The sequence below is a fragment of the Pseudomonas vranovensis DSM 16006 genome (assembly GCF_000425805.1).
GTDB lineage: Bacteria > Pseudomonadota > Gammaproteobacteria > Pseudomonadales > Pseudomonadaceae > Aquipseudomonas > Aquipseudomonas vranovensis.
The window spans coordinates 55816-76682 of sequence record NZ_AUED01000021.1; the positions used below are offsets into that span (position 1 = coordinate 55816).

Genomic DNA, 20867 nt, shown 5'->3' on the forward strand with positions numbered 1-20867 from the left:
GGGCGTGGCAGGTCACGATATCAGTTGAACAACCCGTAGAAGAATAGCCGAATGCTATCCCAGACTCGACGGAAGAAACCACCTTCCTCCACAGGCTCCAGCGCGATCAGGTCAGCGCTGTGAACCACTTTGTCATCCAGTTTGACTTCCACTTTACCGATCACGTCACCTTTGGCGATCGGTGCCATCAGCTGTGGGTTCATGGTCATGCTTGCGGCCAGGCGTTTCAATTGGCCTTTAGGCAAAGTCATGCTCAGGTCGTTGGCCAGGCCGGCCTTGACCTGGCTGGTGGTGCCCTTCCAGACCGGTGCCTGAGCAAGCTCGGTACCCTTCTGGTAGAAGGTCTGGGTTTCGAAGAAACGGAAACCGTAGGTCAGCAGCTTCTGGGTTTCGGCAGCGCGGGACTGCTCGCTGTTGGTACCGAAGACCACGGCGATCAGGCGCATGCCATCACGTACGGCCGAAGACACCATGCAGTAGCCGGCTTCGTCGGTGTGGCCGGTCTTCAGACCGTCGACGGTCTTGTCACGCCACAGCAGCAGGTTGCGGTTTGGCTGCTTGATGTTGTTCCAGAAGAACTCCTTCTGCGAGTAGATCGCATAGTGGGCCGGGTCTTCGTGGATGATCGCGCGGGCCAGCACGGCCATGTCGTGAGCCGACGAGTAATGCTCGGGGTTCGGCAGGCCGGTCGGGTTCATGAAGTGGCTGTTGGTCATACCCAGGTCAGCGGCGGTCTTGTTCATCATGTCGGCGAACGCGTCTTCGCTGCCGGCGATGTGCTCGGCGAGGGCGACACTGGCGTCGTTGCCCGACTGGATGATGATGCCATGCAGCAGGTCGCTGACGCTGACCTGGGTGCCGACCTTGATGAACATACGCGAACCACCGGTACGCCAGGCGTTTTCGCTGACGGTAACCGGATCGTTTTCACCGATTTGCCCGCGACGGATATCCAGGGTCGCGATATAGGCGGTCATCAGCTTGGTCAGGCTGGCCGGCGGCAAACGCTCGTCACCATTATTCTCGACCAGGACATTACCGCTGGAAGCTTCCATGAGCACGTAGGACTTGGCTGCCAGTTGCGGCGGCGACGGCATCATCTGCTCTGCTGCAAACGCAGCAGGGGTGATCATCAGCGGTACAAGCAGGCAAAGGCGTTTGGCAAAGCTGGTTATGTTCATCCGTCTCTCGAAATGGCTAATGGGCTCATGCCCTTATGGGCAAAACGTCTTCAGGCGCTGGGCCTTGCGAGCAAAACCGCCATTGTACATGGCGGTCAGGCCCGCTTGCATGACAAAGCGACCAGTCCCCCCGGTCAGTCTGCCGTCACAACTTTGGGCTGGCCAAGATTGGCCAGACGCACACTGTCCTGCATTTGCTGGGCTTCGCCCTGGCTGTTGATCGGCCCGAGGCGCACCCGGTGCAGGGTTTGCTGGTTGCGCACCACCGAACTGATGAACACCGGGGCACTGACCATGCCGCTCAACTTGGAGCGCAGCAGCTCGGCGGCATCCGGGTTGGCGAAGGCGCCGACCTGCAAGTAAAGACCATTGGCGGCCTGGGCACTGTTACTGGCGACCTGCAGCGGCACAACGGCAGCGGCATGCTGCTGCGGCGGCGGGGTCCATTGCTCGACCGTGCCGGTGCTGGCAGGCAATGTCTGGGTCTGGGCAACCTGAGGCTGATTGAGCACCATCGGCGCCGGCTGGCCGCGCTGGGCCCACCACTGCTTGGGATCGATGCCCTCGACGCGCACGCGCGCGGTGCCGGTTTCGGCATAGCCGAGCTTCTTCGCCGCCGCGTAGGACAGGTCGATGATGCGGTCGGAGTAGAACGGACCACGGTCGTTGACCCGCAGGATCACACTGCGCTGGTTGTCCAGGTTGGTGACCTTGACGTAGGCCGGCAGCGGCAGGGTCTTGTGTGCCGCACTCATGCCATAGAGGTCATAGACCTCGCCGTTGGCGGTATTCTGGCCGTGGAACTTGGTGCCGTACCAGGACGCGGTACCCTCGGCGCGGTAGTTGCGCGACTCCTGGATCGGGAAGTAGGTCTTGCCCAGCACCGTGTACGGGTTGGCCTTGTAGTTGCCAGTGTGTACGGTCGGCGTGGCGTCAGGGATCTTCGACACATCGACGTCCCACCACGGGGCACCGTCCTTGTGCGCGCGGTTGATGTCCAGGCCTGGCTTGGCCTTGACCACCGCGGGGCCTTGCGGCGCCGGCTTGTTCGACGAGCAACTGGCCAGCAACAGGCCCATGGCCGCGCAGCCGATCAGTTTGAGAGAGGTTTGAGAAAACAATACGCGCATTACTTGGCGCCCCGTGCTTGAACCAGCAGGTCCGATAGCTGATGTACCGCCATGGCGTACATCACGCTGCGGTTGTAGCGAGTGATCGCGTAGAAGTTCTTCAGGCCCAGCCAGTACTCAGGGCCGTTGTCACCTTCGAGCCGAAAGGCGGTGACCGGCAGATCATCGCGCAGCGCATCATGACTCGACCAGCCCAGTGCCCGCAACTCCCCGACTGTATTGACCGCGTCTATACCGGGGCTCAAGCCCTCATCAACGCGATTGCCGGTGACACTGGCGCGGCTGACCACCTGCTCGCCCGCTACCCAGCCGTGACGCTTGAAGTAGCTGGCGACACTGCCGATGGCATCGTCCGGGTTGTTCCAGATATTGATGTGGCCGTCGCCGTCGAAGTCCACCGCGTAGGCGCGAAAGCTGCTCGGCATGAACTGCGGCAGGCCCATGGCGCCAGCGTAGGAACCCTTGAGGGTCAGCGGATCGACCTGCTCTTCACGGGACAACAGCAGGAACTCGCGCAGCTCCTTGCGGAAAAACTCGCTGCGCGGCGGGTAGTCGAAACCCAGGGTCGACAACGCGTCGATCACCCGGTAGTTGCCGGTGTTGCGGCCAAAAAAGGTTTCAACGCCGATGATCGACACGATCACCTGGGCCGGTACACCGTACTCTTTCTCGGCGCGCGCCAGGGTCGCCTCGTGCTGGCGCCAGAAGTCGACACCGCGCGCCACCCGGGCGTCGGTGAGGAACATCGGGCGATAGTCCTTCCAGGGTTTTACCCGCTCGGCGGGCCGGGAAATGGCGTCGAGGATCGATTGCTTGCGCTGAACATCGCGAAACACATCCATCAGTTGTTCGCCGGCAAAACCGTAGTCGCGGGTCATCTCGCCGACGAACTCGACCACCTGCGGTGAGCCGTCATAGTCCCCGGCGGTCGCTTGCTGTGCTCCACCGAGCAGGCCGAACAGGCCAACCCAGGGCGCGCAACGAGCGGCCCAGCCACGCATAAATTGCATGTAATTCTTCACCTTATTCAAACCTGTGCAATCCATTTGCGGTGCGTGTGGATCGACATTAAAACCCCAAACGCTGACAGCAGCGTCACTAACGAAGTTCCGCCATAACTAATGAAGGGCAACGGCACACCCACCACGGGCAACAAGCCGCTGACCATACCGATATTAACGAACACATAGACAAAAAAGGTCATGGTCAGGCTGCCGGCCAGCAACTTGCCATAGAGTGTCTGGGCCTGGGCAGTAATCACCAGGCCGCGACCGATGAGCAGCAGATAGATCAACAACAGCGCGCAGATGCCGACCAGCCCGAACTCCTCGCCCAGTACCGCGATGATGAAGTCGGTATGGCTTTCCGGCAGGAAGTCCAGGTGCGACTGGGTACCCAGCAACCAGCCCTTGCCGAACACGCCCCCGGAGCCGATGGCGGCCTTGGACTGGATGATGTTCCAGCCGGTGCCCAGCGGGTCGCTCTCGGGGTCCAGGAAGGTCAGTACACGCTGCTTCTGGTAGTCGTGCATGACGAAGAACCACATGGCCACCGCCACCGGTACCGCTGCGGCGATCACACTGACGATCCAGCGCCAGCGCAGCCCCCCCATGAACAATACGAACGCACCTGACGCCAGGATCAGCAAGGCGGTTCCCAGGTCAGGCTGGCGAACGATCAAAATGAATGGCACACCGATCATGATCAGGCTGATCATCACATGCTTGAGGTGCGGAGGCAGCGAGCGCTTGGCCAGGTACCAGGCGATGGTCGCCGGCATGATGATCTTCATGAACTCCGAGGGCTGGAAGCGGATAACCCCGGGGATGTTGATCCAGCGCGTGGCGCCCATGGCGTTGTGACCCATGACGTCCACCACCACCAGCAGAATCACCCCGCAGACATAGGCCAACGGCACCCAGCGGGCCATGAAACGGGGCTCCAGCTGGGCAATGACGAACATCGACACCAGGCCGATGCCGAAGGAGCTGGCCTGCTTGAGCAGCAGGTCCCAGTTCTTGCCACTGGCCGAATAGAGGACGAACAGGCTGCCGGCCGCCAGCGTCAGCAACAGGATCAGCAAGGGACCGTCGATATGAATGCGTTGCAGGAAGCTGGCGCGACGACGCATCACGTCCTCGCTGGAGAGCATGCGATCGAAATTACTCTTCACGGGGCCGATTCCTGGGCAATGGACGGGTTGGCGAATTCAGGCTTGAGGCGGCCATCGGGGCCCAGCAACCAGGCGTCCATGACCTGACGCACCACGGGCGCTGCAACACCGGAACCGGACTCACCGTTCTCGACCATCACCGACACCACGATCTTGGGGTTGTCCGCCGGGGCAAACCCGACGAACAAGGCGTGGTCGCGATGACGCTCCTGCAACTTGTTGCGGTCGTACTTCTCACCCTGCTTGATTGCCACTACCTGGGCGGTACCACTCTTGCCGGCGATCCGGTACTGCGCACCGATCGCTGCCTTGCGCGCCGTACCCCGGGCGCCGTGCATCACCTGCTCCATGCCGTGGGTGACCTTGTTCCAGTCGGACTTGTCACGCAGCACGATATCCTCGATAGGGTTCTCGTCCACCGGTGGCAAGCCCTCGATAGTCTTGGCCAGGTGCGGGCGATTCCACTTGCCCTTGCTGGCGATCAGGGCCGTGGCCTGCGCCAGCTGCAACGGGGTGGCCTGCATGTAACCCTGGCCGATACCGAGGATCAGGGTTTCGCCGGGGAACCAGGCCTGACGGCGAGTGGCACGCTTCCATTCGCGCGACGGCATCAGGCCAGGCGATTCTTCAAACATGTCCAGCGACACCTTCCGGCCGATTCCAAAACGGTTCATGTAGGTAGACAAGCGATCAATGCCCATCTTGTGGGCCAAATCGTAAAAATAGGTGTCGTTGGAGCGCATGATCGCTGTGTCCAGGTCGACCCAGCCGTCACCGCTACGGTTCCAGTTACGGTACTTGTGATCGTAATTGGGCAATTGGTAGTAACCAGGGTCGAATACCCGGCTCGAAGCCGTGACCACGCCGCTGTCCAGGCCGGCAATGGCCACCGCCGGCTTGATCGTCGAACCTGGCGGATACAGCCCGCGCAGCACGCGGTTGAACAGCGGCCGGTCGATGGAGTCACGCAGCTCCGCATAGGCCTTGAAGCTGATGCCGGTCACGAACAGGTTCGGGTCGAAACTTGGCTGGCTGACCATCGCCAGCACTTCACCGGTGTTCGGGTCGAGTGCGACGATTGCACCACGGCGCCCGGCCAACGCGGCTTCAGCGGCTTCCTGCAGCTTGATGTCCAGGCTCAGGACAATGTCCTTGCCGGGGATCGGATCGGTGCGCTTGAGAACCCGCAACACCCTGCCACGGGCGTTGGTCTCGACCTCTTCATAACCTACCTGGCCATGCAGCTCCGGTTCGTAGAAGCGCTCGATGCCTGTCTTGCCAATATGGTGAGTGCCGCTGTAATTGACCGGGTCGAGGGTCTTGAGCTCTTTCTCGTTGATCCGCCCGACATAGCCCACCGAGTGCGCGAAATGCGCACCCTGCGGGTAATGCCGCACCAGTTGGGCGACCACCTCTACACCGGGCAGGCGGAACTGGTTCACGGCAATCCGCGCAATCTGCTCTTCAGTCAGCTCGAACAGGATCGGCACCGGCTCGAACGGCCGGCGCCCCTGGCGCATGCGCTTCTCGAACAGGGTACGGTCGTCGGGCGTAAGCTCCAGGACTTCGACGATCACATCCAGCACCTGCTGCCAATCGCCGGAACGCTCCCGGGTCATGCTCAGGCTGAAGCTTGGGCGGTTGTCGGCGATGATCACGCCATTGCGATCGAAGATCAGCCCGCGGGTCGGTGGAATCGGCTGCACGTGCACCCGGTTGTTCTCCGACAGCGTCGAGTGATATTCGTACTGGATCACCTGCAGGTAATACAGGCGCGCGATCAGGACGCAGATCAGCAGGACGATCGCCACGGCACCGACCACGACGCGACTGCGCACCAAACGGGCGTCTTTCTCGTGATCCTTGAGGCGAATCGGCTGCGTCATTGAAAGGCTTACAGGTTCATTTGTGGTAAGGGTGCCCGGACAACACGGTCCAGGCGCGGTACAGCTGTTCGCCGATCAGTATCCTTACCAATGGGTGCGGCAGGGTCAGCGGCGACAGCGACCAGCGCTGCTCGGCGCGCGCGCAGACTTCCGGCGCCAGCCCTTCCGGGCCGCCGACCATGAAGTTCACGGTACGCGAGTCCAACCGCCAGCGATCCAGCTCGACCGCCAGTTGCTCGGTACTCCAGGGCTTGCCATGGACCTCCAGGGTGACAATCCGTTCCCCTGGCTGGACCTTGGCGAGCATGGCCTCGCCCTCCTGACGAATCAGGCGGGCGACATCGGCATTCTTGCCCCGGGTATTGAGCGGTATTTCCACCAGCTCCAGCGAAAGCTCCGAGGGCAGGCGCTTGGCATACTCATGCCAACCGTCTTCCACCCACTTGGGCATGCGCGAGCCGACCGCGATCAGACGCAGACGCACGACGCTTCCTTATTCCCGGTCTTTGAGATTTTCGGAGTAGGCGTGGGTGTTGTCCGGGCTGTGGTGCTTGCCATCGGCGGCGCGGCTCTGCTCGGCACCCATCCACAGGCGCTCCAGGTCGTAGAACTGGCGGGCAGCGGCGGTCATCATGTGAACAATGACGTCGTTCAGGTCCAGCAGAACCCAGTCGCTGTCACCCTTGCCTTCTTCGCCCAGCGGCTGCACGCCCTTGGCCTTGACCGCTTCACGGACCTTTTCAAGCATGGCGCTGATCTGGCGGTTGGAGGTACCGGTGGCGATGATCATGTAGTCGGTCAGGCTATGCTTTTCACGCACGTCGATAACCTGAATGTCCTGGGCCTTGACGTCAGACAGGGCAACCTTGGTCAGCTCGACCAGTTCTTCGGCACTGATGGCACTGTGTTTTTGCTTGGTCATATAAAAACTCATTCAACTCGTAATGTAGGGGCGCTTCACAGCACCCTCAGTTCGGCGCACGGTAAAGGTTGTGCGCATCGATGTAGGCCAGTACTGCGTCCGGCACCAGAAACCGCACCGACTTGCCGCTGGCCAGCAGCTGTCGGATCTGCGTGGCTGACACCGCAAGCGGGGTCTGCCAGACGAATGCAATATGTCCCGCCGGCCCAACCAGGGCCTGCGGATCACTGACTGAGCGCGCGGCCAACAGGTTGCGAAGGGCATCCGGTGGCTCGACGTCGGCATCCGGGCGTTGCAGCACCAGGATGTGGCAGTGTTGCAGCAATTCTTCCCAACGGTGCCAACTGGGCAAGCCGCAGAACGCGTCCCAGCCCAGCAGCAGAAACAGCTGATCCGAGGCGGCCATTTCAGCGCGCATCAGTTCAAGCGTTTCAATGGTGTACGACGGCGTATCGCGCAACAGCTCGCGGGCATCGACAGTCAGCGTTGGCACACCTTCGACCGCACAACGAACCATCGCCAGGCGATCCTCGGCCGACACCTGTGGGGTGCCACGGTGCGGCGGACGGGCGTTGGGCATCAGCCGCAGCTCGTCCAGCGCCAGCACTTCGGCCACCTCCAGCGCGCTGCGCAGGTGGCCGATGTGTACCGGGTCGAAGGTCCCGCCGAGCACGCCGATGCGCCGGGCGAGCGACATCGTCGAGACGTGGGCGAGCGGTTTGCGCTCGGCCAAGTCAGATCGACTCCTGTCCACGCAGTTGACCGTCGCCGATCACCACGTATTTTTCACAGGTCAAGCCTTCCAGGCCGACAGGGCCGCGGGCGTGCAGCTTGTCGGTGGAAATACCGATCTCTGCCCCCAAGCCATACTCGAAGCCGTCGGCAAAGCAGGTCGGGGTATTGATCATGACCGAGGACGAATCGACCTCGGCCGTGAACCGCCGGGCCTGGCCCTGATGCTCGGTGACAATCGAGTCGGTATGGTGCGAACCGTAGTGGTTGATGTGCTCGATGGCCTGGTCCAGGCCCTCGACCACGCGGATCGACAGGATGGCCGCCAGGTACTCGGTGTTCCAGTCTTCCTCGGTGGCCGGCACGGCATCAATGATGCTGCACGTCCGTACGCACCCGCGCAGCTCGACGCCTTTTTCCCGAAATTGACGGGCCATTTCCGGCAAGAACTCGGCAGCGACCGACTGATCAACCAGCAGGGTTTCCATCGCTCCGCAGATGCCATACCGGTAGGTCTTGGCGTTGAAGGCAATGCGCCGGGCCTTGTCCAGCTCGGCATGTTCGGCCACATACACATGACAGATGCCGTCCAGGTGCTTGATGACCGGCACGCGCGCATCGCGACTGATACGTTCGATCAGGCCCTTGCCGCCGCGCGGCACGATCACATCCACGTATTCGGGCATGCTGATCAAGGCGCCGACCGCTTCGCGATCGGTGGTCTCGACCACCTGCACCACGGCAGATGGCAGGCCGGCCTCGGCCAGGCCGCGCTGGATGCACGCGGCAATGGCACGATTGGAATGGATGGCTTCCGAGCCGCCACGCAGGATGGTGGCGTTGCCGGACTTGAGGCACAGGCTGGCGGCGTCGATGGTCACGTTCGGCCGGGATTCGTAGATGATCCCGATCACGCCCAGCGGTACGCGCATCTTGCCGACCTGAATACCCGACGGCCGATAGCTCATGTCACGGATCGCACCGACCGGGTCTGGAAGGCTGGCGACCTGGCGCAGACCGACGATCATGCCGTCGACACGGGCCGGGGTCAGCGCCAGGCGCTCGAGCATGGCCGGTTCCAGGCCATTGGCACGACCAGCGGCCAGGTCCAGCTCGTTGGCAGCCGACAACTCGTCGCGAGCGGCATCCAGGGCATTGGCGGCCGCTTGCAGCGCGCGGTTTTTCTGCGCGGTGCTGGCACGGGCAATAACGCGCGCGGCCTCACGGGCGGCGCGACCCAGGCGGGTCATGTAGTCAAGAACGGACTCAGTCATGGGCTCAGTGGTCTTGGCGAAGGGGAAAATCGGATGATTATAACTGTCGCGTCGCCCCGCGCCCAGCAGTGACAGGCGGATGGTCAAAAACAGTGCCCTGCAGGATCGCGCTTGCCGCATGATTGCGGTCTGCCAGATACGTCCAATCGCGGGGCAAGCCCGATCCTGCAGGCGGCAATGCTATCATCCAGCCCTTGCCTTCTACCGAACCACCAGCATGCCCGACTCAGCCCCCTGCCCGTCCCGGGCCCTGCCTGACAGCTTCTTCGACCGCGACGCCCAGGCGCTGGCCAGATCGCTATTGGGCAAGATCATCCGCCATCGCCACGGCCCCTACTGGCTGTCGGCACGGATCATCGAGACCGAGGCCTACTACTGCAGCGACAAGGGCAGCCATGCCTCGCTCGGTTATACGGAAAAGCGCAAGGCATTGTTTCTCGACGGCGGGCACATCTACATGTACTACGCCCGTGGTGGTGACTCGCTGAACTTCAGCGCCCACGGCCCAGGCAACGCGGTGCTGATCAAAGCGGCCTTCCCTTTCGTCGATGCCATCAGCGATGACAACAGTTTGGTACAGATGCACCTGAACAACCCCGATGCCAATGGCCAACCGCGCGCCATCGAGCGCCTCTGCGCCGGCCAGACCTTGCTGTGCAAGGCCCTGGGCCTGAAAGTGCCACACTGGGACGCCAAGCGCTTCGACCCGGAACGCTTGTTCGTCGAAGACTGCGGTATCAATGTGAAACATATTATTCAGACCACCCGCCTGGGCATTCCCCACGGCCGCGATGAACATCTGCCCTACCGATTCGTCGATGCCGAATTTGCCCGTCATTGCACACGGAACCCGCTGCGTCGCGGCCAAGTCGAAGGCCGGGACTACTTTTTACTGACACAAGGAAACTGACACGATGGGCCAATGGCTCGACAGCCTGACGAGTTGGCTTGGCGCCAACCCGCAATGGCTAGGCTTGGCGATCTTTCTGGTGGCCTGCGTGGAGTGCCTGGCAATTGCCGGGATCATCGTGCCAGGCACGGTATTGCTGTTCGCCGTGGCGGTGCTGGCCGGCAGTGGCGCCCTGTCACTGGGTGAAACCCTGATGCTGGGGTTCTTTGGCGGCCTGTTGGGGGATGCAATTTCCTACACCCTCGGACGCAAGTTTCACCAGAACATCCGCCGCCTGCCCTTGCTGCGTCATCACCCGGAATGGATCGGCGGTGCCGAAACCTATTTCCAGCGCTACGGCATCGCCAGCCTGCTGGTCGGCCGTTTCATCGGCCCCCTGCGCCCCATGTTGCCCATGGTCGCGGGCATGTTCGACATGCCCCTGCCACGTTTCATCGCCGTCAGCCTGATTGCCGGGGCGGGTTGGTCGGTGGCCTATCTGCTGCCCGGCTGGGCAACGGGTGCCGCCATGCGCCTGCCACTGCCCGAGGGTTTCTGGCTCGACGCCGGAATCATCGCTGCCGGCCTGGCCATACTGTTGGGCGTGAGCATCAACTGCAGCCTGCGCAGCATGCGTCGCGGCACCCGCGTGATTGCCGGGCTCAGCCTGCTGGCCCTGACCGGCCTGTTTGTTGGCTGGCCGTACCTGCATGAGTTCGACCAGGGCCTGATGACCCTGATCCAGGAGCACCGCAGCAGCGTCATCGATGGCAGCGTGGTGCTGGTCACTCGAATGGGAGATTTTCGTACCCAGTTCTTTCTCGGCGGCCTGCTGGTCGGCCTGCTGCTCCTGGCACGCCAGTGGCGCCCAGCGATTTTTGCCGGCGCTACCCTGATCGGCACCGCACTGGCCAATGGTAGCCTGAAATGGTTGTTCGCCCGGGCCCGCCCGGAGGTCCTGACCGATCCGCTGACCACCTACAGCATGCCCAGCGGCCATAGCTCGGCAGCCTTTGCGTTTTTCCTGGTACTGGCGGTACTGGCCGGGCGCGGACAACCCGCACGCATGCGCCTGACCTGGATTCTGCTGGGCTGCCTGCCCGCGCTGGCCATTGCGGTATCAAGGGTGTACCTGGGCGCACACTGGCCGACCGACATTCTTGCCGGGGCCATGCTCGCCTGCTGCGTGTGTGCTACCAGCCTGACCTTGACCCAGCACCGCGAACCGCTTGCGGCCCTGCCGCTGAAGGTATGGTGGTTGATCCTGCCGGCCTGCGTTGCCTTGCTGGCCTTCTTCAGCCTGCACGCCCTGCCCCACGCCCTGGTGCGCTACCAGTACTGAGGTTCAGGCGAACAGCTCACCCTGCAGCCGATCAAGCAGCGCCTGGATAGCATCCAGGCGCTGCTGCGGGGCGTCAATGGCCAGGAGATCGAGCTTGTCTTCCTCAACGAAGGGCAACAGGTAGGCCAGTTGGTTGGCCAGGGAGTGCTGGCCCAGCACCTGGGCCGGCATGTCGAGCGCGGCCACCATCGGATGCTCGCCCAAGGCCTTGAGCAAGGCCAGCAGATCGTCATCCTGATCGCGCAGTGGCGTATCGGGTAGATCGTGCAGCCACTGCACCTCTGCCAGCAACAACTGGTCTTTCTGCACGTGCGCCTGCTTTACACGAAAACGCCGGGTGCCTTCGACCCGAATGCCGAGCAGGCCGTTGTCCTGCTGCTGAAAATCGCGAATCACGGCCTCGCAACCGATCGAGGCATAGCCTTCGGGTGCCTTGCCGACCTGTTCACCCTCAAGAATGCAGACAACACCAAACCCGCCGCCCTGCTTCATGCAGCGACCGATCATGTCCAGGTAGCGCGCCTCGAAGATCTGCAGATCGAGAAAGCATCCCGGAAACAGCACCGTATTGAGCGGGAACAGGGGTAACGTCATTGCAACTCCTTAAACAACCAGGCTGACTGCCAGGGGCAGGAACACCGCTGTGGCGACCCCCATCAGGCTCATCGCGAGCGCCGCAAAGGCCCCGCACTCATCACTTTCCTGCAGCGCCACCGAGGTACCCACCGCATGAGCGGTCACCCCCAGCGCCATGCCTCGGGCCTCGGGACTATGCACACCACAACGTGACAACAGCCCCGGGCCGAAAATCGCCCCGATCACCCCGGTGATCAGCACGAACACCGCTGCCAGGGCCGCCACACCGCCAATCTGCTCGGCTACCAGCATGGCAATCGGCGAGGTCACCGACTTGGGCGCCATGGTCATCAGAATCATGTGTTCGGCACCAAACCACCAGCCCAGCAGCAAACAGGCACCGGTCGCAAACACCCCTCCGATTACCAGCGTAGTAAAAGTCGGCCAGAACAGTTGGCGAATCCGCCGCAGGTTGAGGTAGAGCGGTACCGCCAGGGCGACCGTTGCAGGGCCCAGGAGGATGCTCATGATTTCGGTACTTTTGCGGTATTCGTTGTAGGTCAGGCCACATGTCAGCAGTACGCCAATGACCACAAGCATCGACACCAGTACCGGCTGCAGGAAGATCCAGCGGGTTTTCTCGTAGGCGGCCAGCACCAGTTGGTAGGCCCCAAGGGTGATACCGATGCCGAACAGCGGATGGTGAATGACAGCGTCCAGGGCACCGCCCCAATCCAGGCTCATGACTGCTCCTCGCGCTTGCCCTGGCGGGCGATCAGCTTTTGCATCAGCACACCGACAAACACCAGGGTGATCAACGCCGAAAGCACCAAGGCACCGACGATGGCCCAGAAATCGGCCGCTATATCGGCGGCATAGACCATCACCCCCACCGCCGGCGGCACCAACAGCAACGGTAGGTAGCGCAACAGGCTGTTGGCTGCCTCGCTCAGTGGCGCCCCCACCTCGCCGCGCACCATCAGGAACACCAGCAAAAACAGCAGTCCAAGGATTGGGCCGGGCAGAAAAGGCACAAACAGGTGATTGATCGCCGTCCCAAGCAATTGAAACAACACCAGCCAGGTCAATCCACGCAACAGCATAAGTACCTCCTTCGGGCCTGGCGGCCATTATAAGCACGCTAACGACCTGCCTATAACCTGATATTCGCCGAAAACATGGCGACTTGACCGCTTTGTGCAGGCGTGCTGATCTTAGGCGTTCGAATCTGCCTACGTCATAAGAAATCCAAAGACAATCAGGAGAGTCACGATGCCCTTTGTACCTGTTGCAGAGCTTTCGCAGTACGTTGGAAAGGAACTGGGACGTTCCGAATGGTTGACCATCGACCAAGACCGCATCAACCTGTTTGCCGAGGCCACAGGTGACTTTCAGTTCATTCATGTGGACCCGATAAAGGCGGCGAAAACGCCATTTGGCAGCACCATCGCCCATGGTTTTCTCACCCTGTCGCTGATCCCCAAGTTGATGGAAGACATCCTGGTCCTGCCTGAAGGCCTGAAGATGGTGGTCAACTACGGCCTGGACAGCGTGCGCTTCATCCAGCCGGTCAAGGTCGATAGCAAGGTCCGACTCAAGGTCGACCTGGCCGACGCCACCGAGAAAAAGCCCGGCCAATGGTTACTCAAGCTCACCGCCACCCTGGAAATCGAAGGCCAGGAAAAGCCCGCCTACATCGCCGAACCCCTGACGCTCTGCTTCGTCTGAAACGGCCCGACACTGAAACAGTCCCACTGGCTGTTTCAGTCGGCGCATTCTGCGGCATACTCGGGGCCTCACCCGCCCGGACCCCGTCATGCGCCCACTTGTTCCTCTTGCCCTGAGCTTGCTGCTCGCCGCCTGTGGCGATGGCGAACCCCTGTCTCCACCGGATGCACGCCTACCCGATGGTGGTCGCTTCCGGGGCCAGGTGGTCGATGGACTGCTGCAAGGCGAGGGCCGAATCGACTACCCCAACGGCAGTTGGTACGCCGGCAACTTCCTCAGTGGCCAGTGGCACGGCCAGGGCGAATGGCACGGTAGCAATGGCGAGGTCTATCGCGGCATGTTCCAGCAAGGCCTGTTCCATGGCCTGGGCACGCTGAAGACCCCAGGCAGCAGCTACACCGGCGGTTTCAAGCTCGGTCGACGCGATGGCGAAGGCACCCTCAAAGAGAACGGCTTGCTGTATCGCGGCCAGTTCAAGGACGACCAGTACAACGGCGCCGGCCATCTTGAACTAGCTGACGGCAGTCAGTACCAGGGCCTGTTCGCACGCGGCAAACCCAACGGCGAAGGCATTCGCAGCGATGCCAGCGGCAACCAGTTCAGCGGGCGCTTCGTCAACGGTCAGCTCGAAGGCAGCGGCACCTTCAACAGTGCCGAAGGTGACCAATACATCGGCGCCTTTCGCGACAATCGCCTGGAAGGCCGGGGCCGCTATGAAAGCGTCGACGGTGATGTGTGGATCGGGCAATTCAAGGACGGCACCTTCAATGGCAAGGGCGAGTTGATCGCCAGTGATGGCAGCCATTACAAGGGCAACTTTCGCGACTGGCGCTTCTCCGGCAACGGTCGCTTGCAGTTGGCCGATGGCAGCCTCTATATCGGCGGCTTCGACAACGACACCTACCATGGCCGTGGCCGCCTGAACCTGCCCGATGGCAGCAGCCAGAGCGGTGACTGGATCAACGGCCTGCGCGTGCGTGATGAAAAGGGCCGGCTGCTGCCTGATCCGCTGGAGCTGGCGCTGCTGAACCAGGGGCCGCTGCTGGAGCAGGCACTGGCCCGGATTCCGGCCTCCACAGCGCAGATCGAGCTATACAGCCTGACCCTGGCTGGCGACGGCAAGCAAAGTGTGTTTCTGCGCGAGGCCGACTATGTTAGCGCCATGCTCAAGAGTCGCTTTGGCGCTACAGGGCAGATCAGCCTGGTCAACCATCGCGACCACCTCGATGACCGGCCCATGGCCACCCGCGAAAGCCTTGCCCGGGCCGTTCGCACCCTGGCCGAGCGCACCGGCCCCGAAGACCTGGTATTCATCTACCTGACCACCCACGGCAGCCACGAGCACGAACTGGTTCTCGACCAGCCACGCCTGCAACTGGCCGACCTGCCCGCCGATGCCCTCGCCAGTACACTGGCGCCATTGAAAGATCGCGACAAGATCATTGTCATCTCCGCCTGCTATTCAGGGGGCTACATCGACTCGCTCAAAGACGACAAGACCTTGATCATGACGGCCTCACGAGCGGATCGAGTGTCGTTCGGCTGCTCTGAAGAAGCCGACTTTACCTACTTCGGCGATGCCTTGTTCGCCCAGGCCCTGAACCAGACCGACGATCTGCAGCAAGCCTTCGACCAAGCCAGCGCCAGCGTTGCCGAGCGTGAGGCGGTGGAGGGCTTCGAGGCCTCCGAACCGCAAATCTGGGCGCCCAAGGACGTAGTGGCACATTGGCAACGACTGCGTCAGCAGCAGGCACGCAAAGCCCTCGAAAGCAAAACGGCAAATGAGACGGGGCATGCAAAAAATGCCAGCAACCACTAAGCTGACTGTATCAAGGGAGAGACATCATGTACTTGACGCCTCAGCATATCCTGCTTGCCGGAGCCACCGGTCTTACCGGTGAACATCTACTCGATCGGTTGCTCAACGAGCCAACCGTCAGTCGAGTGCTGGCCCCTACCCGTCGTCCGTTGGCCGAGCACCCGCACCTGGAAAACCCAGTGGGCGATCCGGCGATTTTCCTGCCGCAACTGGCCGGCCGCGTCGACATCGCTTTCTGCTGCCTGGGCACCACCATCAAGCAGGCGGGGTCCGAATCGGCTTTTCGCGCCGTCGACCTGGACATGGTGGTGGCGTTCGGCAAACGCGCCCGGGAGCTGGGTGCGCGGCATTTGCTGGTGTTGAGTGCGCTGGGCGCCGACCGCAGGTCGCCGATCTTCTACAACCGGGTCAAAGGCGAAATGGAGAAAGCACTGGAGGCCCAGGACTGGCCGCAACTGACCATCGCCCGTCCGTCCCTGTTACTCGGTGAACGCGTGGAGCCACGCCTGGCTGAACGGGTTGCCGGACCGCTGTCCAAGCTGATCCCTGGCAAGTACCGGGGTATCGAAGCCTGCCAATTGGCCCGCGCCCTATGGCGCCTGGCGCTGGAAGAGCAAGATGGGATTCGCATCGTCGAGTCTGACGAGCTGCGCAGGCTCGGCAGGTAACATCAATCGCGGGGCAAGCCCGCTCCTGCAGCGCGGGAGCGGGCTTGCCCCGCGATGCCATTACAGCCCACCCGTTGCCTGAAAACCGATTCCCAAGGCCGTCAACACCGACAACGGCAACAGCAAGGTATCGAGCAACAGGCTGCCCGGCAGATCCAGCCCAGGGTACGTTGGCGCTTCGGCACCAAAGCGGTCCAACGCACAACACCCACCTTGCATCGCGTACAGATCAAGCCGCGTACCGCTATAGACCAACGGCGCCCCAGGCTTGGCGGCATCGAGTGTGCGTATGCTGGCACAACCGCTGACCAGCACACACAACACAGCCATACCGAGCAGTCGCCTCATTCATCGGCGCCGAAGTGATGCTCGCCCCAGCGCGGCAGCATGTCCTGCGGGATGTCCAGCAGATTGAGAATCCGTGCCACGACAAAATCGATCAGGTCATCGATGGTCTGCGGCTGGTGATAGAACCCCGGCGCCGCAGGCAGGATCACCGCCCCCATGTTCGACAGCTTGAGCATGTTCTCCAGGTGAATGGTGGAGAACGGTGCTTCACGCGGCACAAGGATCAACTGCCGACGCTCCTTGAGGGTGACGTCGGCAGCCCGCTCGATGAGGTTGTTGCAGGCGCCCGCGGCAATCGCCGACAGGGTGCCGGTAGAGCACGGCACCACCACCATCGCTGCGGGGGCACCGGAACCGGAGGCCACTGGCGACATCCAGTCTTCCTTGCCGTACACACGAATCTGCCCGGCGGCAGCGCCGGTGTACTCGGTGAGAAAGGTTTGAATCGCCTGAGGCTTGGCCGGCAGCACCACGTCGGTCTCGGTCGACATCACCAGTTGCGCGGCCTTGGAGATCAGAAAGTGCACCTCCCGGTCTTCGCGCACCAGGCAGTCGAGCAGGCGCAGTCCGTACTGCGCCCCCGAAGCCCCGGTCATGGCCAGGGTGATGCGTTCCGGCCCGCTCATTTCAGCGCCTCGGCCAGCTTGCCGTGCAGCCCACCAAAACCGCCGTTGCTCATGATCACCACCTGGGTGCCGGGCTTGGCCTGGCTCTTGACCCGCTCGATGATCGCTTCAAGGCTGTCGGCAACCACGGCAGGCACCTTACACTCGGCGGCAGTGGCGGCAAGGTCCCAGCCCAGGTTGGGCGGTGCATACCAGATGACCTGATCGGCATCGTTGACGCTTTCCGGCAGACCATCGCGGTGCGCGCCCAGCTTCATCGAGTTGGAGCGAGGCTCGATCACCGCGATCAACGGTGCATCGCCAATGCGCTTGCGCAGGCCGTCGAGGGTGGTGGCAATGGCCGTCGGATGGTGCGCGAAGTCGTCATAGATGGTCACGCCCTGCACTTCGGCGACTTTCTCCATGCGACGCTTGACGCTCTTGAAAGCACTCAAAGCGGCAATACCCATCGCCGGCACCACACCCACATGGCGAGCCGCGGCCAGGGTCGCCAGGGCGTTGGCAACGTTGTGCTGGCCGGTCAGTTCCCACTCGACTACACCTTGAACCTCGCCCTCGAAGCTGACTTCAAAACGTGAACCGTCGGCACTGAGCAACTTGACTTGCCACTGCCCGCCTTCACCGGTGGTTTGCACCGGTGTCCAGCAACCCATCTTGATCACCCGCTCGATCGCAAGCTCGGTGGTTGGATGAATGACCAGCCCTTCACTCGGAATGGTACGTACCAAGTGATGGAATTGCCGCTCGATCGCTGCCAGATCAGGGAAGATATCCGCGTGATCGAACTCAAGGTTGTTGAGGATCGCGGTACGCGGGCGATAGTGGACAAATTTCGAACGCTTGTCGAAGAAGGCACTGTCGTATTCGTCGGCCTCGACCACGAAGAACGGTGTGCCGCCCAAGCGCGCCGACACCGAGAAGTTCTGTGGCACACCGCCAATCAGGAAGCCCGGGCTCATACCGGCATGTTCCAGCACCCAGGCCAGCATGCTGCTGGTAGTGGTCTTGCCGTGGGTACCCGCCACCGCCAGCACCCAACGACCTTGCAGCACATGGTCGGCCAGCCACTGCGGGCCCGACACATACGGCAGGCCCTTGTTGAGCACGTACTCCACGGCAGGGTTGCCGCGCGACAGCGCATTGCCGATCACCACCAGATCTGGCGCCGGGTCCAGTTGGGCGGCGTCATAGCCCTGGGTCAACTCGATGCCCTGGGCCTGAAGCTGGGTGCTCATGGGGGGATAGACATTGGCGTCGGAGCCGGTGACGCGATGACCGAGCTCTTTGGCCAGCACCGCCAGCGAACCCATGAAAGTGCCGCAAATACCAAGAATATGAATGTGCATGATCGACCTCGCAAAACGTCGAGGCAGGGTAGCCCAGCGCACAGGAAATCGCATCCTGTGTTTCGCTCAAAGACTGCGGGCGATACCGTGCTTGCGAAGTTTTCGATACAAGGTATTGCGGCTGACACCCAACTGCGCGGCGACATGGGTCATGTGCCAGCGTTGCTGTTCAAGGGTGGCAAGCAATGCATCACGCTCGGCGCACTGTAGCAGCGGCGGTGCAGCACCTCGGCTTGCCCCGCGATGAGTCGTTTCGGAAATACCGTTATCGCGGGACACGTCGAGACCTCGCACCGTCGCTCCTACCGTGGGTGGCAGGTCGGCATGGCGGATAACGCCGTCATCACACAGCGCCACCAATGTACGCAGCACATTACGCAATTGCCGCACGTTACCAGGCCAGGCGAACGCCAGCAGTGCCTGTCGCGCCAAAGGCTCCAGGCTGACAACCTGGCCACCGGCCTCCTCGTTCAGAATGAAATCAAGCAACTGGGATTTGTCGCTACGCTCGCGCAAGGCAGGCAGTTCGATTTCCAGGCCGTTGAGACGGTAATAAAGGTCTTCACGGAAACTGCCATCCTCCACCCGTTCCAGCAGGTTGCGGTGGGTGGCACTGATGATGCGCACGTTGACCGCCTGCGGCTCGCCCCCGATCGGCACCACCATGCGGTCTTCCAATACCCGCAGCAGGCGGGTCTGCAAGGCCAGCGGCATGTCGCCAATTTCATCCAGCAACAAGGTGCCGCCGTCAGCCTGCTGCAGCTTGCCGCGCATGCCCTCCTTGCGGGCACCGGTGAAACTGCCGCCGCGGTACCCGAAGAGCTCGCTCTCGATCAGGCTTTCTGGAATGGAGGCACAGTTCAGGGCCACAAACGCTTTGTCGCACCGTTGGCTGGCCTGGTGCACGGCCTTGGCGAAGGCCTCCTTGCCACTGCCGGTCTCACCATTGATCAACAAGGGAACATCGCGCTCGAACACCCGCACGGCCCGGCGGAAATCGTTCTGCAACAGCGGGTCGAGCAAACAGATCGCCCCGATCTTCTCTACCTTGGCAGCAGGTGCCGGGGTCGCCAATGAAGGCACTACCGGGTTGCGAACCTGGCCCCGCAGGCTGGCGAACAACAAGCGGCCGTCGCGGGTGCGCAATGGCCAACTGTTGCTGGCCTGCGCCGTCGAACGGCTGAAAAGCTCATCCAGCGCACAGTCGAAGAACATCTCGACCGGCTTGCCCAGCACACCACCACGGATGGTGCCGAGCAGGTTCAAGGCACTCTGGTTGACCGCGCAAATCCGCCCATCGCCATCAAACGCCAGCAGCCCTTCGCTGAACAATCCGACCGACTCAGCCTGAAGGTGAAAGCGCAGTAGCCATTGGTTCTCGAAATAGCGCAGGAAATAACAGCTCTCGATCATTTTCGCCGACAGGTTGACCAGCGCCATGGTGTGGAACTGGCTCTGACGCGACACATCAGGACGCGCCGAAGACACGTCGAGTACCGCCAGCAGTTCACCATGAGGGTCGAAGACCGGGCTAGCCGAGCAAGTCAGGCCGGTATGCCGGCCACGGAAATGTTCATCCTGGTGAATGGTCAGCGCCTGACGCTCGACCAGGCAGGTGCCAATGCCGTTGGTGCCCTCGCGGGCTTCGCTCCAGTCAGCGCCGAGCCACAGCCCGGCGCGCTCGAAAATACGCCGTTCGGTCGGCGCGGTAACGCAATTGAGGATCACCCCACGGGCATCGGTCAACAGTACCGCATGCCCGGCGCCCGACAACTGCTGATGCAGGCTGTTCATCTCGGTGCCGGCAATCTGCAGCACCTGCTGCAGGCGCTCGCGGCTCTCCAGCACGCGGCCATGCTCGAGCACGGTCGGGGCCATGCTCTGGGCCGGGTCCAGATGGTAGTCCTCGAGGCAGCGCAGCCATGAGCGGGCAATCGAGGGATCACTGCCTGGCCCCTGTGAGTGCGCCTTGCCCTGAGTCACCGTGAGCACTTGCCGGGCATGCCGGCTGAGGTGATTGTTCTGCACTTTTTATTGTTCTCCGCAGACGAGATAAGCCCAGCATCCTCCACCCGCCCCGGCATTGCAATGTTCGCTTGACCGCTGGGTCACTGGCTGTGCCATCAGCGGTACAAAGTGTCACGCACGCTGTATCAGCCCTGCCACACAGCCCTCTTCACATAGTGCCGAACCCATCGCAAGCCATTGATTTACAAGGCACCGAAAA

The 20867-nt window shown here is 62.0% G+C and carries 20 protein-coding genes and 2 pseudogenes; 5 read left to right on the forward strand and 17 right to left on the reverse strand.

Annotated features, from left to right (window positions below):
- Window positions 1-20: 20 nt before the first annotated feature.
- The 9 genes from H621_RS0116095 to H621_RS0116135 all read right to left on the reverse strand — a co-directional run bounded on the left by H621_RS0116095 (window position 21) and on the right by H621_RS0116135 (window position 9298).
- Window positions 21-1181: a D-alanyl-D-alanine carboxypeptidase family protein gene (locus H621_RS0116095; RefSeq protein ID WP_028944403.1), complete on the reverse strand. Its 1161-nt coding sequence runs from the start codon at window positions 1179-1181 to the stop codon at window positions 21-23.
- A gap of 134 nt (window positions 1182-1315) precedes the next feature.
- A complete protein-coding gene (locus H621_RS0116100) occupies window positions 1316-2311 on the reverse strand; it encodes a septal ring lytic transglycosylase RlpA family protein (RefSeq protein WP_028944404.1) in 996 nt (331 codons plus the stop codon).
- The gene (gene mltB / locus H621_RS0116105; protein ID WP_028944405.1) at window positions 2311-3321 is read right to left on the reverse strand and encodes a lytic murein transglycosylase B; all 1011 of its coding nucleotides are present in this window, start codon (window positions 3319-3321) and stop codon (window positions 2311-2313) included. Before mltB ends, H621_RS0116100 begins: the two co-directional genes overlap by 1 nt.
- 17 nt (window positions 3322-3338) lie before the next feature.
- A complete protein-coding gene (gene rodA / locus H621_RS0116110) occupies window positions 3339-4442 on the reverse strand; it encodes a rod shape-determining protein RodA (RefSeq protein ID WP_045182857.1) in 1104 nt (367 codons plus the stop codon).
- 38 nt (window positions 4443-4480) lie between these two features.
- Entirely contained in the window at window positions 4481-6370 is a 1890-nt protein-coding gene (gene mrdA / locus H621_RS0116115) for a penicillin-binding protein 2 (protein ID WP_028944407.1), read from the reverse strand.
- A 16-nt stretch (window positions 6371-6386) separates the two neighbouring features.
- A complete protein-coding gene (gene rlmH, locus H621_RS0116120) occupies window positions 6387-6854 on the reverse strand; it encodes a 23S rRNA (pseudouridine(1915)-N(3))-methyltransferase RlmH (protein ID WP_010222895.1) in 468 nt (155 codons plus the stop codon).
- Between the two features lie 9 nt (window positions 6855-6863).
- The gene (gene rsfS / locus H621_RS0116125) at window positions 6864-7292 is read right to left on the reverse strand and encodes a ribosome silencing factor (RefSeq protein WP_028944408.1); all 429 of its coding nucleotides are present in this window, start codon (window positions 7290-7292) and stop codon (window positions 6864-6866) included.
- 46 nt (window positions 7293-7338) lie between these two features.
- Entirely contained in the window at window positions 7339-7989 is a 651-nt protein-coding gene (nadD, locus tag H621_RS0116130) for a nicotinate-nucleotide adenylyltransferase (RefSeq protein ID WP_105642196.1), read from the reverse strand.
- Window positions 7990-8026: 37 nt separating this feature from the next.
- Window positions 8027-9298: a glutamate-5-semialdehyde dehydrogenase gene (locus H621_RS0116135; RefSeq protein ID WP_028944410.1), complete on the reverse strand. Its 1272-nt coding sequence runs from the start codon at window positions 9296-9298 to the stop codon at window positions 8027-8029.
- A gap of 217 nt (window positions 9299-9515) precedes the next feature.
- On the opposite strand from H621_RS0116135, the gene H621_RS0116140 reads away from it, so the two are divergent.
- Both H621_RS0116140 and H621_RS0116145 read left to right on the forward strand, forming a co-directional pair.
- Complete coding sequence (locus tag H621_RS0116140; RefSeq protein ID WP_028944411.1) at window positions 9516-10208, forward strand: DNA-3-methyladenine glycosylase; 693 nt, start codon at window positions 9516-9518, stop codon at window positions 10206-10208.
- A 4-nt stretch (window positions 10209-10212) separates the two neighbouring features.
- Entirely contained in the window at window positions 10213-11529 is a 1317-nt protein-coding gene (locus tag H621_RS0116145) for a bifunctional DedA family/phosphatase PAP2 family protein (protein WP_028944412.1), read from the forward strand.
- A 3-nt stretch (window positions 11530-11532) separates the two neighbouring features.
- Here H621_RS0116145 and H621_RS0116150 read toward each other — a convergent pair whose 3' ends face one another.
- From H621_RS0116150 to H621_RS0116160, 3 genes are read right to left on the reverse strand one after another with little or no spacing between them, the layout of a single operon-like run.
- Window positions 11533-12123, reverse strand: coding sequence for an LON peptidase substrate-binding domain-containing protein (locus tag H621_RS0116150; protein WP_028944413.1), 591 nt, complete (start codon window positions 12121-12123; stop codon window positions 11533-11535).
- Between the two features lie 9 nt (window positions 12124-12132).
- Entirely contained in the window at window positions 12133-12843 is a 711-nt protein-coding gene (locus H621_RS0116155; RefSeq protein ID WP_177431069.1) for an LrgB family protein, read from the reverse strand.
- A gap of 2 nt (window positions 12844-12845) precedes the next feature.
- Window positions 12846-13208: a CidA/LrgA family protein gene (locus tag H621_RS0116160; protein WP_028944415.1), complete on the reverse strand. Its 363-nt coding sequence runs from the start codon at window positions 13206-13208 to the stop codon at window positions 12846-12848.
- A gap of 169 nt (window positions 13209-13377) precedes the next feature.
- On the opposite strand from H621_RS0116160, the gene H621_RS0116165 reads away from it, so the two are divergent.
- The 3 genes from H621_RS0116165 to H621_RS0116175 all read left to right on the forward strand — a co-directional run bounded on the left by H621_RS0116165 (window position 13378) and on the right by H621_RS0116175 (window position 16320).
- Window positions 13378-13833 carry a MaoC family dehydratase gene (locus tag H621_RS0116165; protein WP_028944416.1) on the forward strand — a complete coding sequence of 152 codons (456 nt, stop codon included), beginning with the start codon at window positions 13378-13380 and terminating at the stop codon, window positions 13831-13833.
- 88 nt (window positions 13834-13921) lie between these two features.
- The gene (locus tag H621_RS0116170) at window positions 13922-15652 is read left to right on the forward strand and encodes a C13 family peptidase (protein WP_028944417.1); all 1731 of its coding nucleotides are present in this window, start codon (window positions 13922-13924) and stop codon (window positions 15650-15652) included.
- 26 nt (window positions 15653-15678) lie between these two features.
- Window positions 15679-16320 (forward strand): oxidoreductase, encoded by a 642-nt coding sequence (locus tag H621_RS0116175; RefSeq protein ID WP_028944418.1) that lies wholly within the window; start codon window positions 15679-15681, stop codon window positions 16318-16320.
- A gap of 60 nt (window positions 16321-16380) precedes the next feature.
- Here the strand turns inward: H621_RS0116175 and H621_RS0116180 are convergent, their stop codons facing one another.
- From H621_RS0116180 to H621_RS0116195, 5 genes and pseudogenes are all read right to left on the reverse strand, one after another.
- Window positions 16381-16668, reverse strand: coding sequence for a YceK/YidQ family lipoprotein (locus tag H621_RS0116180; RefSeq protein WP_028944419.1), 288 nt, complete (start codon window positions 16666-16668; stop codon window positions 16381-16383).
- On the reverse strand, window positions 16665-17294 hold the full coding sequence (gene ubiX, locus H621_RS0116185) for a flavin prenyltransferase UbiX (protein WP_028944420.1): 630 nt from the start codon (window positions 17292-17294) through the stop codon (window positions 16665-16667). Before ubiX ends, H621_RS0116180 begins: the two co-directional genes overlap by 4 nt.
- Entirely contained in the window at window positions 17291-18640 is a 1350-nt protein-coding gene (gene mpl / locus H621_RS0116190) for a UDP-N-acetylmuramate:L-alanyl-gamma-D-glutamyl-meso-diaminopimelate ligase (protein WP_028944421.1), read from the reverse strand. Before mpl ends, ubiX begins: the two co-directional genes overlap by 4 nt.
- 66 nt (window positions 18641-18706) lie before the next feature.
- Window positions 18707-18850 (reverse strand): annotated as a pseudogene (locus tag H621_RS29280) (helix-turn-helix domain-containing protein); the annotation flags it as partial.
- A 98-nt stretch (window positions 18851-18948) separates the two neighbouring features.
- Window positions 18949-20668, reverse strand: a pseudogene (locus H621_RS0116195) (sigma-54-dependent Fis family transcriptional regulator); the annotation flags it as partial.
- Window positions 20669-20867: the final 199 nt, after the last annotated feature.